The sequence below is a fragment of the Bacillus sp. LSHTCR4 genome (genome assembly GCF_057197025.1).
The window spans coordinates 29191-42839 of record NZ_JBXUNO010000005.1; the positions used below are offsets into that span (position 1 = coordinate 29191).

General features: G+C 35.3%; 15 protein-coding genes. 3 read left to right on the forward strand and 12 right to left on the reverse strand.

Features of this window, described 5'->3' with window-relative positions; all coding sequences use genetic code 11:
* Nucleotides 1–188: 188 nt before the first annotated feature.
* From AC2CGR_RS24010 to AC2CGR_RS24055, 10 genes are all read right to left on the reverse strand, one after another.
* On the reverse strand, nucleotides 189–1733 hold the full coding sequence (locus AC2CGR_RS24010) for a glycosyltransferase family 2 protein (RefSeq protein ID WP_131102699.1): 1545 nt from the start codon (nucleotides 1731–1733) through the stop codon (nucleotides 189–191).
* Nucleotides 1726–2691 carry an NAD-dependent epimerase/dehydratase family protein gene (locus tag AC2CGR_RS24015; protein WP_029437344.1) on the reverse strand — a complete coding sequence of 322 codons (966 nt, stop codon included), beginning with the start codon at nucleotides 2689–2691 and terminating at the stop codon, nucleotides 1726–1728. The genes AC2CGR_RS24010 and AC2CGR_RS24015 overlap by 8 nt, the downstream gene beginning before the upstream one ends.
* Nucleotides 2688–3932: a nucleotide sugar dehydrogenase gene (locus tag AC2CGR_RS24020; protein WP_087966784.1), complete on the reverse strand. Its 1245-nt coding sequence runs from the start codon at nucleotides 3930–3932 to the stop codon at nucleotides 2688–2690. Before AC2CGR_RS24020 ends, AC2CGR_RS24015 begins: the two co-directional genes overlap by 4 nt.
* On the reverse strand, nucleotides 3922–5469 hold the full coding sequence (locus AC2CGR_RS24025) for a glycosyltransferase family 2 protein (RefSeq protein WP_270185532.1): 1548 nt from the start codon (nucleotides 5467–5469) through the stop codon (nucleotides 3922–3924). Before AC2CGR_RS24025 ends, AC2CGR_RS24020 begins: the two co-directional genes overlap by 11 nt.
* 13 nt (nucleotides 5470–5482) lie before the next feature.
* Nucleotides 5483–5677 carry an LSm family protein gene (locus AC2CGR_RS24030; RefSeq protein WP_000899481.1) on the reverse strand — a complete coding sequence of 65 codons (195 nt, stop codon included), beginning with the start codon at nucleotides 5675–5677 and terminating at the stop codon, nucleotides 5483–5485.
* Between the two features lie 16 nt (nucleotides 5678–5693).
* On the reverse strand, nucleotides 5694–6095 hold the full coding sequence (locus tag AC2CGR_RS24035) for an LSm family protein (protein WP_087966789.1): 402 nt from the start codon (nucleotides 6093–6095) through the stop codon (nucleotides 5694–5696).
* 168 nt (nucleotides 6096–6263) lie between these two features.
* Nucleotides 6264–7079, reverse strand: a complete 816-nt coding sequence (locus tag AC2CGR_RS24040; RefSeq protein WP_484481297.1) for a sugar ABC transporter ATP-binding protein — start codon at nucleotides 7077–7079, stop codon at nucleotides 6264–6266.
* Nucleotides 7080–7164: 85 nt separating this feature from the next.
* Nucleotides 7165–8415 (reverse strand): serine hydrolase domain-containing protein, encoded by a 1251-nt coding sequence (locus tag AC2CGR_RS24045; protein WP_484481298.1) that lies wholly within the window; start codon nucleotides 8413–8415, stop codon nucleotides 7165–7167.
* Nucleotides 8416–8669: 254 nt separating this feature from the next.
* The gene (nagE, locus tag AC2CGR_RS24050) at nucleotides 8670–10163 is read right to left on the reverse strand and encodes an N-acetylglucosamine-specific PTS transporter subunit IIBC (RefSeq protein WP_087966795.1); all 1494 of its coding nucleotides are present in this window, start codon (nucleotides 10161–10163) and stop codon (nucleotides 8670–8672) included.
* A 142-nt stretch (nucleotides 10164–10305) separates the two neighbouring features.
* Nucleotides 10306–10419 carry a transcriptional regulator gene (locus AC2CGR_RS24055; protein ID WP_087966797.1) on the reverse strand — a complete coding sequence of 38 codons (114 nt, stop codon included), beginning with the start codon at nucleotides 10417–10419 and terminating at the stop codon, nucleotides 10306–10308.
* Nucleotides 10420–10488: 69 nt separating this feature from the next.
* Between AC2CGR_RS24055 and glsA the strand changes: the two genes are divergently transcribed.
* Both glsA and AC2CGR_RS24065 read left to right on the forward strand, forming a co-directional pair.
* Nucleotides 10489–11418: a glutaminase A gene (glsA, locus tag AC2CGR_RS24060; RefSeq protein WP_001992507.1), complete on the forward strand. Its 930-nt coding sequence runs from the start codon at nucleotides 10489–10491 to the stop codon at nucleotides 11416–11418.
* A gap of 174 nt (nucleotides 11419–11592) precedes the next feature.
* Nucleotides 11593–11934: a DUF3969 family protein gene (locus tag AC2CGR_RS24065; protein ID WP_000766603.1), complete on the forward strand. Its 342-nt coding sequence runs from the start codon at nucleotides 11593–11595 to the stop codon at nucleotides 11932–11934.
* Between the two features lie 23 nt (nucleotides 11935–11957).
* On the opposite strand, the gene AC2CGR_RS24070 is transcribed toward AC2CGR_RS24065, so the two are convergent.
* Both AC2CGR_RS24070 and AC2CGR_RS24075 read right to left on the reverse strand, forming a co-directional pair.
* Complete coding sequence (locus AC2CGR_RS24070; protein ID WP_000532409.1) at nucleotides 11958–12116, reverse strand: hypothetical protein; 159 nt, start codon at nucleotides 12114–12116, stop codon at nucleotides 11958–11960.
* Nucleotides 12117–12230: 114 nt separating this feature from the next.
* A complete protein-coding gene (locus AC2CGR_RS24075; protein WP_087966801.1) occupies nucleotides 12231–12842 on the reverse strand; it encodes a manganese efflux pump in 612 nt (203 codons plus the stop codon).
* A gap of 129 nt (nucleotides 12843–12971) precedes the next feature.
* Between AC2CGR_RS24075 and AC2CGR_RS24080 the strand changes: the two genes are divergently transcribed.
* Nucleotides 12972–13625, forward strand: coding sequence for a DUF1232 domain-containing protein (locus tag AC2CGR_RS24080; RefSeq protein ID WP_087966803.1), 654 nt, complete (start codon nucleotides 12972–12974; stop codon nucleotides 13623–13625).
* Nucleotides 13626–13649 lie beyond the last annotated feature (24 nt).

A 13649-nucleotide genomic window follows, 5' to 3' on the forward strand; every position in this document is an offset into this window, starting at 1 on the left:
TCATTTGAAAGTCTTTAAAATTAACCCTTCCCTTAATTGTATTTTTTTGGTATTCTTATATACGAGTCCTATTTTGTAATATAAGAACAATACCCATTGTAGAGCTGTAATACTCTTATCTCCTAATCTGTTATAGTTTTTATAACAGAACAAAAAAGTGTACATATGTTGTACACTTTTTTTGTTACTTATAAAATATCTCTTTTTCTATTTCCATCATGGAATCCACCACGACTGCCTGTTAATACAATTAATTGCTCTAACCCTTCTATATGATCACCTATAATTCGAAGTACAGCTGGTGGATGACCTATTTTAGCAAAATGTTCACTGGGACGAATACGGTTCATCTTATCGACCTCAACACGACTTACACATGCAACTTCAAATCCTGAAAGAATGGCTTTCACTTGGGCTACACACGGTGCCAGTAAAGATCTATATCCAATTTCTTTCAAACACTTACGGCTAAACGCATTCGGTACAGCGATAAGAGAGCCTACGCCTAGATCTTTTCTATCACAAGCTAAATTTAATGCATATTTAAATGCAGTTACAAGATGAAGCGGTACTCTTAAATCTAAATAATGATTTAGATCATTTAATGCAACATCTGTTCCATCTGCAATAGCTTTCGCAAAAGGATATAGCTCACTCGCTGGAATAACAAAATCGCCGTCTATAAATAACACAATTTCTCCTTTTGCAAAATACGTTCCAAGTGAGCGCCCCACATCATTTCCGAGTGCTTCTTTATATACAATTGTCGTTGCTCCCTTTTCTTTTGCAATCGTTGCTGTTTGATCAGACGAACCATTTACAACAACAATAATTTCAAAAGGTTCAATTTTGCGAAGCTCTTCTATAACGTTTCCAATTGTTTTCTCTTCATCTTGTACAGGAATAATGACCGATAATTGCTTTTCTTGATACAGCTTAGATGTAACGCCCCATCCTTGATAAAAATCTTCAAAATCTAAAGTATGATAGACACTATCTCTTTTCCTATTTCCATCATAATACCCTCCGCGCTCATCGCTACCTACTATTCGCTCCGCTACAGCTTCTATATGGTCACCTATCATCCGTTTTTCAGAATGAGAAAGACCCGTGCCATACGCAGCATGCTCGGTCGGCCGAAATTTATTTGGTGTAATAACGTCAATTGCACAATGTCGACTAATTCTCCATTTACTTTGAACAAGACGTAAATGAGCGACAATAGGATTAACAAAACATTCATACCCAATGCTTTGAACAACTTCTTTCGTCAACGCATGAGGTACAGATAATAAAGAGTCAATTTTTAACTCCTCACTCTCTAACATTGCATTTAATATTTGGCGCCACACTGTCACTGAGTGCGGTTTTTGTTTCTTTAAAAATAACGCATCCAAATTATTTAAAACGATGTCGGCCTGATCATGTAAAATTGGATTTAGGAATAATTGTAATTTTGAAGTTTGAATAACAAAATCTCCATCTATAAATAGTAATACGTCACCTATCGCGTATTTTGCGCCAACTGCACGGCCCACATCATTCCCCAGTAGCTCTGTATACTTGATTACTTTACACCCTAAACAATCAGCAATCTCTTCTGTACCATCATTACAACCGTTTGCTACTACAATAATCTCTACTGGATTTAATCCTTTTGCCGACTGAATAACGTCTGAAATCGTATCCGCTTCATTACATACAGGTATAATAATCGATAGTGACTTAGCCATTGTTTTCTTCACGAAACCATTTAATAGTTTCTTTCAACCCTTGTTCCCACGTTACTTTCGCTTGAAATTGAACAAGTTCTCTTAATTTCGTTACATCTGGTCTTCTATTTGGAATTTCTTCAAAGCCATGTGGATATACCTCTTCGAAAGGAACTTGAACAATTTTTGAAGAAGAATTCGTTAATTTTTTTATTACTGCTGCTACTTCTTTTATACTCTTTTCATTCTCAGAACCTATATTAATAATCTCACCATTTACCTTCTCATCCATTGCTCGAATCGTTGCCTCTACCGCATCACTTACATACGTAAAACAACGTGTCTGTTTTCCATCTCCATATACGAGAATATCTTCTCCTTGCAGTGCTGCGCGGATAAATCGTGGGATTACCCCTGCATACGGACCATCTTTCGCTCTTGGACCATAAATATTAAAATAACGAACAATCGTTACAGGTAAACCTTCTAAAGCGTATCCTAAACATAATGTTTCTTCTAACGTTTTACAAATTGCATAACTCCAACGTATTTTAGAGGTTGCACCGTATAATCGATCTCCTTCTTCAGAAAAGGGCGGCTTTGCCTTACCATATACTTCTGAAGTAGACGCAAAAACTACTTTCTTCTTTCCTTTTAGCGCTGCTTGTAAAATGTTTCTCGTTCCATCAAAATTCGTTTCAATAAGCTCTATACTCTTTTCCATTGTCGTTTTCACACCTAAAATTGCCGCTAAATGAAACACTACATCATGTTGGTTTACTAATTCATAAATAGAATTTTGATCTAAAACACTTATTGGAATAACCCGAATTTCTTTCATTAACTCATCATGATATTTATTTTTCCCTTTATAGAAGTTATCAACGATAGTGACATCATAACCTCTTTTCACCAGCTCTTCAGCTAAATGCGATCCAATAAATCCTGCTCCACCTGTAATTAAACATTTCTTACTCATACACTCACCTTCTTTATAATTCCACGTGTATCTACGACTTGCTTTATCCCTTTAAAAACCTTCCAATCGATATTAGAGTGGTCTGTTAAAATTAAAATACAATCCGCTTGTCTAACCACTTGTTCATCCAAAGAAACAGATTGATACACCTTATCTCCAAATTTTGCAGAAGAAATATATGGATCGTGATACTCTATCTCATATCCTTCTTTTATTAACAATTCAATAATTGGTAACGCTGGTGATTCTCTTAAGTCATTTACATCTTTTTTATATGCAATCCCTACAATTAAAACCGTTGCAGGTGATTGCACCACACCTTTTACTTTCCGGACCATTTTCTCTGGCATTTCCTCATTAATTACATGTGCCGCCTCAATTAATTGACTAATTGCTCCATTCTTTTTTATTCTCCACTGGAAATATAAAGGATCTACCGGAATACAGTGTCCCCCTATCCCTGGTCCTGGCCAATACGGCGTAAATCCAAATGGTTTTGTAGATGCCGCTTCAAGTGCCTCATAAAAATCAATTCCTAAACTTTCACATAGTGTATTTAACTCATTTACTAATGAAATATTGACTAAGCGCTGAATATTTTCAAATAGCTTACACATTTCTGCTACTTTTGGGGAGCTAACTGGAACAACTACATCAAATATAGTGCTATACAAAGCCTGTACTTTTTGTTTACACATGTCTGTTTGTCCACTAATTACTTTTGGAATCGTTTGAACTGAATATTGACTATTAGCTGGATCAATTCTTTCAGGAGAATACCCAATATAGAAATCTTCTCCTACCTTTTTTCCTGTTTGAGAAATAATCGGAATAATAACTTCCTCGAGCGTACCTGGATATGTGGAACTTTCGAAAATGAAGGTTTGTCCTTTTTGAAGGTTTTGTTGTATATAATGCGAAGCTGAAATGAGGGCACTTAAGTCTGGTTCTCTTTGGTCATTAATTGGAGTTGGGACAGTGACAATAACGTAATCACTATTTTGAAAATCATCAATACCTTGATCCGGTGTATTTACTATTAATTTTTTTCTAGTCAATAAACTTTGTAACAATTTAGAAGAAACATCTGGAATATAACTTTCGCCTTTTATAATTGATTCTATTTTTCTAGTATCTTTATCTAATCCAAGTACTGTATGTCCTCTCTCTGCAAAATGAACCGCCAAAGGAAGACCAACATATCCTAATCCGATAATGGCAACTGTACTACTAACATTCATCTGTATTCTCTTCTTCCTTTCTCAATTGTTGAATTATATTTCTATCCCGCTCTCCATCTGTAAAACTCCCGCGCTCGTCTGTGGATTGCAATAAATATGCAATCGCCTCGAGTTGATCACCGAAAATACGATCAAATGCTGGAATACGCCCATTTACAAATCCATGTTGCTCTGGGCGTACTCGATTTGTTTTTATAACATCTACAAATTCTACCGCTGTAATAGAGAATCCCTCCAAAATAGCTTTCATTTGAGCTAGTGGTGGAATGATAAGAGAATCATATCCAATTTTCTCTATTACCTTTTTATGCATAGCATGTGGTACTGCCGTTAATGAGTTATTCCATAAATCTGGTCGTTTCGCTACCAAATTCACAAAATATTTTCCCATACTAATTGGGTCTGCCGGATGAAACATATCTAATAAACACTGTAAATCATTTAATGCCACATCATTTCCATCTTCGATAGCATGTAAAAATGGAATTAGTTTTTTTCCTGGAATAACAAAATCACCATCGACAAATAAACAAATATCGGCCGTGGCATGCATAGCTCCTATCGCTCGAGCTACATTATGTCCGAGTGCTTCCTCAAATTCAATAACAATGACATTCTCTAGCTTCGCTTGTTTAATTGTCTCAACGTCCGCTCCATTGGCAACAACTATAATTTCATCTATACCTGCTTCTTTCACTTCTTGTATAACAGATCTTATAGTCGTCTTTTCTTCTGATACTGGGATAATCGCACTATATTTTGCTTTTTCTCTTTGTAATAAAATTGGTTTATACTTTCCTATAAACTCTCTATCCCTATTTCCTTCCGAAAAGCCACCACGCTTACCATATATTTCGATTACATATTGCAAAGCACGTAAATGATCCCCCATAATACGGCTAGTCGCTTTCGGATAAGGAGAACCGGGTGATGTACCAGTATGAACAGGACGAACTTTATTTGTATGAATGACATCGACCGAAGCCATATCGACAATATCTACTCCTCTAGACATCGCCATCGCTTGAAATAGTGCTGGGTCCGTTAAATTCCACCAACCAAACTTCTGAATAACTTCCCTACTCATTGCATGTGGAATTGCAATTAAAGATCCAACAACAAGCTCTTTTTTATTTAAATAACGATTCAACATAAATTTTCCAACTGTCGTATAGTGCGGTCTCATCTTTAAATAAACGGACCATGTTAAATTATTCACAACAATTTGGTGGCCTTGCTGAATGCCTTTTATAAAACGTTGCAGCTCTTTATTATCAATGATGATGTCACCATCTAAAAACAAAACAATGTCGCCTTTCGCTTCTCTTGCACCAATTGCCCGTCCAACATCATTACCAAGAGAATATTTATAATAAATGACATGGCAATGATGTTGTAAGGCTATTTCTTTTGTTCCATCTGTCGATCCATTATCTACTACGATAATTTCATATGGTTTCAATTTCTCCACTTCTACTAAAACTTGTGATAAAGTACTCGCTTCATTATGCGCCGGAATAATAACTGATACCCTCATACTTGTACCACGCTTACCCTTCTAAGCGAACATAAGAAATGATAGGAATACGTACAACTACATCTTCCGGTGGTCCATAAGAAGGAGAAGTACGAACACTTACTGCCCCGTCTGTCACAGATAACAAAATACCCGCAACAATTTCGACTGCTGTCACAACTTGCACTAGCTCACCAACATGGTTACGTAATTCTTCAGTAAATAACATATATAAGTCTCCTTTCTTACGCTTCTTTAATTGATATAATACTTGTAAATGGTAATAAAATTTCTGTTCCTATTCCTTCTTGCAGTGTTAAGAAATCATCACCAACTGCTACAATTACACCCGTTAACTGTCCAACGGTCACCGTAATTTCAACATTTTTACCCAAATACTGCTCTGCAATTTCTTTAAAAGGTGATGTATTACATTCTTTTAAAATGTTACAAATAATAGATTGAAATCTACTTGATTCAATAAATTCTTCCGTAGCTTGCTTAGAGTTTCTTTGAATAAACCTCGCGAAGTTTTGCGAAAACAAAAGTCGTTCCACAGCAGGCAGTAACTTGTCATCTAAAAAATAACCTAATTGTCTATTAAACAATCTCGATAATTTATGCCAATACTTTCTGAACAGACACATACACTTCTCCTCCTATTATTTTTAAAGTATAAAAATATATCCATACATCTTAATGTATACAGAGCAGGCTTTTTGTGTGATAGGTAAGACATACATTTTTCAACGAAACAATATGTTCTAATCACATAAAAAAAGATAGATGGTATCCCATCTATCTTTTTTTATATTTTAATTTTTAATTGTAACTATCGCAGAGACACTGTAATAAACCGCTCTTGGTAATTCTGCCTGTTCACTTATAGAAGCTGTAACAAGAGAACCACCGCTTGCCGAAAAATACTTAACAGCTTCTAACGGAATACCATCTTCTTTCACATCAATATGAGTTCCATCTCGCCAGTCTATTTTTTGCATTGTTGCTGAAAGGTCCCCAGTCACTTTACCAAATTCTTTACCATCCAACCCTAGAAAGATCCATTCCCACTTTGTTAAACTTAGTACTTGTTTCAACTCTCCAATTTTCTTTCCATCTACATTAGAAAAAATATAAAAGTTGCGTACTCCCATCTTCTTTTGAACACACAATAATCTTTCTCCCGAATTATTATATAAATAAAATTGTTGCTTATGTAGTCCATTAAAAAGAAAAGAGAGTACAGCTTGCCATACACTTTGAATCACAAAATCATACTCTTCTTTTAAAAATCCTACTGTATTTCCATCTAATCCAAAGTATGTAATTACTTGAAATACTCCTACCTCTTTGCGGACAACAAATTTTTGTTGCTCCAATAATTCAGAAGCCTCTATATTATAATTTTCCTGTTTGAGCATTTTTGCTCTTCGTTTTTCTATAAAGCTATATATTAATAATCCAAATGCCGGTAGTACAACACCTATTAATTTCAGATTTTCTTTCTCCGAAGTGAATAGCATCCCTTTTTTATATTCCATCACTAATCCAATTGTGACGATAATCCATACAATGACAGATACAAAAAAAATGCGTTTCGCATTACGTGCGTGATGCTTATGTATACTCATATCCCTCCCCCTTTTCCATTTATTTCATTATCTCATTGCCCCTAAACTTCCTCAATAAAAAAAGACTATCCAAAAGGATAGTCTCTTACACTTCAATATTTCGCAACATCGTATAAATGTCGTTATTCACTTTACCAAATGATTTAATGTTGTTTTGAATGTTAGATAATAAAACGACATACACACTTCCATTTTTACTAAATCCATTTAAACAGTTCCATCCTGGCATTACACCGTGATTTGAGTAACTTCCGGGGTCTACATACCAACCAAATCCGTAATCCTTTTTCACGGCCGTAAACATTTGATCATAGCTCTCTTTTGAAATTAACTTTCCGGAGAAAAGCGCTTCATTAAATAAATATAAATCATGGGCACTCGTATATATATCACCACAACCATATAGTTGTGACATGCTTGGAATATTAGGTGTTGTCATATTGTTATTTACTATTTTATAACCCGTTGACGGGAATCTTGTTTGCTCTAACGCTTTACCAAAACCAGAATGTTCCATACCCGCAGTAGCAAAAATATGTTGTTTAATATACTCTTCTAGCGGTTGTCCACTTACCTTCTCAGCGATATAGGCGAGTATCGAATAGTTCGAATCGGAATACTTCCATTTCTCTCCTGGACTTCCAATACGCTTTTGCTTTCCTATTCGTTTTATCAATTCTTCATGAGAGATATCCTCTGTTCCCTGCTCATACTCTGGAATTCCTGATGTATGTGTTAGTAAATGTTTTAACTGAATACCATTACCTTGAGGGAAATCCGGAATATACTTCGCAATCGTATCCTCTACGTTTAATTTATTTTGATCTTTTAATTGCATAATAGCAGTCGCTACAAACGCCTTTGAAATAGAACCAATATAAAAAGTTGTCTCTGAATTATTCGGTACTTGTTTCTCTTTGTTCGCCATACCGTATCCTTTATTCAAAAGAACTTTTCCGTTCTTCACAATAACCGCTGTCCCGCCAAATCCTGTTTTTTGTAAATATTGATCTAATTGAGCGTTTTCATTAATTTCTTGAGGTGGTGCCTCAGCAGGCTTCTCCACAGCTTGTGCTTGCTTCACTTGTTCTTCTTGTTCTTCCTGCTCTTTTTGTTTTTTTGCTTCTTGCTTCTTTTTTTCTTCTTTCTTTTTTAGCTCTTCTTGTTTCTTCATTTCTGCTGCTGCTTTTAAAGTTTCCTCTTTCTTATTATGCGCAACAATTTTTGTATACATGAAATATACCAGTGAAAATAGTAAGACGAGAATGATTGTTCTTTTTATGTATACAATCGGTCGACGTGATTTCCCATTCGCATTATTTTTTTCGTGATCCATGATTGCTTTTTTCCCCTTATTCACCAATAATTTAATCTCTCTACTAAAGGTTTATTTTAGTAGATTATGGATAATCAATTCTATATCATCCCTACTTTATCACGCACTGCCCATATTACCAACCTATATGTATAAAAAAGAAAAAGAAAATTTACAAAAGTAAGATTCCCGTTAAATTTTTAACATAAAAAAAGAGGATACCCTCTAAAAAACTGATGTTATCAATCTTTTTGGATATCCTCTTATTTAATTATTTATACGTGTTTTTTCATATCATCGGCAACAGATTCAACATTTGTACCTACGATAACTTGTACACTTGTGTCACTTAATTTCATAACACCTTTTGCACCGGCACGTTTTAATGCTGCTTCGTTTACTTGACTAGCATCTTTCACTTGTAAGCGTAGACGTGTTGCACAGTTATCAATAACTGTTAAGTTTTCTTTTCCGCCTAGAGCTGCTACGTAAGTTTCACCAATTGAACCTGCAACTGGTGCATCCGCATCTTCAACTAACTCATCGTCATCTTCACGACCTGGAGTTTTTAAGTTGAACTTCTTAATTAAGAAGTAGAATACTGCAAAGTAAATTGCTGCATAAATTAAACCGATACCCGCTAATAATACAGGTTTTGTTGCAATACCAAAGTTAATAACATAATCAATAGCACCTGCACTAAATGTGAAACCATCACGAATGCCAAGTGATGTTGTTATGAATAAAGAAAGACCTGTTAATACTGCATGCACACCATATAATACTGGTGATAAGAACATGAATGAGAATTCGATTGGCTCTGTAATACCAGTTAAGAATGAAGTTAATGCTAGACCAGCTAACATACCAGTAACTGCTTTACGCTTTTCTGGTTTAGCAGCTGCAATCATTGCGAAACATGCTGCTGGTAAACCAAACATCATAACTGGGAAGAAACCAGTCATAAACATACCCGCTGATGGATCTTTTGCAAAGAAACGAGCGATATCACCATGAACAAGATCACCAGCTGCATTTGTAAAGTCACCAAGTACAAACCAGAAATAAGTGTTCATTACATGGTGTAAACCGATTGGAATTAATAAACGGTTTAATAATCCGAATAACCCTGCACCGATTGAACCTAAGTTTACAATACCGTGTGACACTGCATCAATACCAGTTTGGATTGTTGGCCAAATTTGACCGAATACTAATCCTAAAAGAAGCATTACAATAGACGTAATGATTGGTACGAAACGTTTTCCAGCGAAGAATCCTAACCATTCTGGTAGTTTAATCTTATGGAATTTGTTGTATAGTAATCCAGCGATAACCCCGGCAATAATACCACCGAGTATGGCCATATTTATTTTTGGTGTCAAAGCTGCTGCTTTAGAAACTTTATTCATCGTATCCGCTAATTTAGTTGGATCTACTGAACCGACTAAATCTTGAACACTTTTTAATTTATCATTTAATTCTGCTGTTGAGTAAGTAACACTTAAAGCATTGGTTGTATTCTTCATAACCAAATAACCAATTGCACCTGCAAGACCAGCTGCACCACTACCGTCAACAGATAAGCCGATTGCAACACCAATTGCAAAAATAAGTGCTAAATTATCAAAAATTGCTGCACCGGCCTGTGCCATAACAGGAATGTTTAATACGTCTTCTTGTCCTAGACGAAGCAATAATCCTGCTGCTGGTAGTACGGCGATCGGAAGCATTAAAGCTTTACCAATACGTTGTAAAAACTGCAACATTTTAATTCCCCCTAATTCAATTTATGAAATCGTTATCATTATAAGTACGCCTTAGAAAACGCTTTCTATTTACATAACCATAATAACATATAGTTGTATAGATGTGTAGTTTTTATTTTTGAATTTTTTATGGAGAAATCTCCTATTTCCAAACTGTTATATAAAAGGAAATTTCTCCTTTTTTACTATAGAATACGCGAAGCGAAAGACCCACTATAGAACATGCAACTTTCGTTTTATCATTCCACTTTTTCATGTTATTATTTATTTCCGAGCATATCGGGAAAAGTAAACTTAGTTAATTCAAAATAGGAGCGTTGGTACTATGCAGTGCATTGAAACAAACAACTTACAACAGTTGTTAGAACAAGTAAAACCATATACGAAAAAAGGAAAGCTTGCCACTTATATCCCCGAACTAGGAAATGCCAATCCAGATGATTTAGGGATTGCCATTTTCCATAAAGAAACAGAATACATCCATGCTGGCAACTCACAAACACTATTCACTCTTCAAAGTATTTCAAAAGTAATTACACTTGCGCTTGCCCTTTTAGATCGTGGTGAAGAATATGTATTTTCTAAAGTTGGAATGGAACCAACTGGTGATCCATTTAATTCTATTATTAAATTAGAAACGACAAGTCCTTCTAAACCACTTAATCCAATGATTAATGCAGGGGCACTAGCCATTACAAGCATGTTAGCAGGAAAAGATAATGAAGAAAAAATGGATCGCATTCTTCATTTCGTACGTGAAATAACAGATAATCCTACTATTAATTATTCTTCTAAAGTTGCCAATTCAGAATTAGAGACAGCTTACTTAAATCGTTCACTTTGTTACTATATGAAACAAAACGGAATTATCGATTGTGATATCGAAGAACTAATGGATTTATACACTCGTCAATGTGCAGTTGAGGTAAACTGTATCGATTTAGCACGTATCGGTTTAATTTTTGCGATGGATGGATATGATCCATATAAGAAAAAACAAATTATCCCTAAGCATATTACAAAGATTTGTAAAACATTTATGGTTACATGCGGTATGTATAACGAGTCTGGTGAATTTGCGATTCGTGTTGGTATCCCCGCAAAAAGCGGTGTAGCTGGTGGCATTTTCGGCTGCGTAAAAGGCGAAATGGGAATTGGTATTTTCGGACCAGCTTTAGATGCAAACGGAAATAGTATCGCCGGTTTTAAAATTCTTGAACTTCTTTCTGCTCAAGAAGGTTGGAGCATTTTTTAATTGAGAGTTATCCTGCTATACTAGCAGGATTTTTTATTTTATAAAAACCTCAACTTTATCAGCTATCCATGCCCTTACAAAAACCGTACTGAAAGTTTCTCTATATCATGCATATTTGCTCCCCCCTCCTGAATAATATAGTACAACCTAGCGCTATATGTGGAGGTGTGAAAGATGAAACTAATATTTCAAATGGGAAAACAGCCTGTTCTTGAAAAAACAATTCTTCTTTTTATATTGAGTATTGTAGAAAGCTTAAAGCTAAAAGTTGTTTCACTCGATGAAGCTCACCGATACATATTCAATTTAGAAGTACTTGAACTATTAATGGATCGCAACATCGATGATCAAGTACTTGAACTTATTCATTTTGGAATGGGACTTGAAGACATTCATCATGTGCTTCCTGAAGAACTTGAGCATACGATCGAAGAATTAAAGTGGCTTTGTATCCAAGTATTAAGTGAGTACAGTATGCATGAAGAATCGGAACAATTAATTGAAGATATACGGTAAAAAAAGCACCTATGTAGGTGCTTTTAATGTTTTTTCAAACTATTTTTATACGCCTCAATATTTACTGGTAGCTCTTCCTCTTCCAAAGTATGTTCATTTACATCTTTATGAATGAACGCACCTTTAGGTGGTTGGTGATCATGCCCTTTTTTCTTATGATCAAATGCTTTCCCGCGTCCCATACAAATCCCCCTTTCTTAAAAGAAATCCGTATTAGTATGGAGAAAAGTACGTCGATATATGCAATCCCTTGCTGTATTTCCAAGGAAATACTCGAACCTTGTTTTCTACTCTCCTTACAACAACTGATCTATCCCGATAAGAATTAATAACACGCCTGCAATAACCGTAGCCCATTTCCCTAAGTATTCTGCTAAAAATCGTTTTCCTACATACGCAAATCCACTAATACAAATAAAACTAAACACCCCAGAAATAGTTGCTGTAAGCCAAAGGTTCAAGTTTGTTACCCCAGCATCAAATCCACCTGCAATATTATTAATAGACAACGCAATCCCTAGTACAATTGCTTCTGAAAAACTAATTGTTTTAGAACCATCAAAATCTGCTTTTTCTGGATCACGTAAAATCCCCATAAGTACATTACCATCTTTAGAGCCTACGGGATTTCTTTGCCCCAAGAAAGGCTGGCACAAAATAAACACACCGATTATCCCTAAAACGATTGCTCCAATTAAGTTTGCTGTAAACTCTGAAATAAATAACGAAATCCAGTTCCCAAAAAATCCAGCTAATAAAGTAAATAAAAAACCAAAAAATGCGATGACAAAATTGTTGAACCACGAAATTCGGATTTTACGAATGCCATATGCAATCCCAACACCTGCATTATCTAAATTAGAAGCAATCCCAATTAAAAAAATTGAAAATAGACCTGCCGTACTCATAAACAGCCACCCCTTTTTCTCACTTTTCAATGCATCTTATGAAAATGTTGAGCAACTGTGCCTGTCTGTTTCATATACATGTAATAAATGCTCAACATTTTTTCAACAACAAAAAGGAGTGCCTTCGCTATGCCTAAAGAAAATCCAAATGAGCGGCTTAGTAGATTAATAAAAAAACTTTTAAAAGAACGTGCCTTATCTATGCGCCAACTCGGAATGCTTACAAATATTGATCCCGCAACAATTTCAAGAATTATGAATGGTAAACAACCGCCAAAGCAAAAACATATACAAAAATTTGCAGAATGTCTGCAAGTTCCACCCCAATTGTTATTTGATGAAATGTATCCGGATTCTCCTCACATGAATAAAGAAAAGACGGATATGTACACATCTCTTGATACAATTCAGCAAACGCTGCAATCCTCTAACTTATTCGATTTCGACTACACAACAACCCGCGTAAAACAAGAACTTGAAAACTATGAACGATATGCGCAAACAACAGAGGGTGAAAAGCGTATTCATGAAAGTTTTGCAAGCAAGTTAGAACAAATTGATAGTGCTGGTCCTTTCATTGAACAATTAACGGATATGTATCAACAATTTTGCAATGAAACGATTCCAAAAGAAGAACGTGCAGTTCTTGGCGGCGCATTACTGTATTTCATTTTATCGACAGATATTATTCCCGACTATCTCTTTCCAATTGGCTATTTAGATGATGCAATTGCTGTTGAATTAGCGAAAGAGAAATTAATCGAGCTAAAACGAAAGACATAGAAAAATAAAGAACTATTTCAGTTG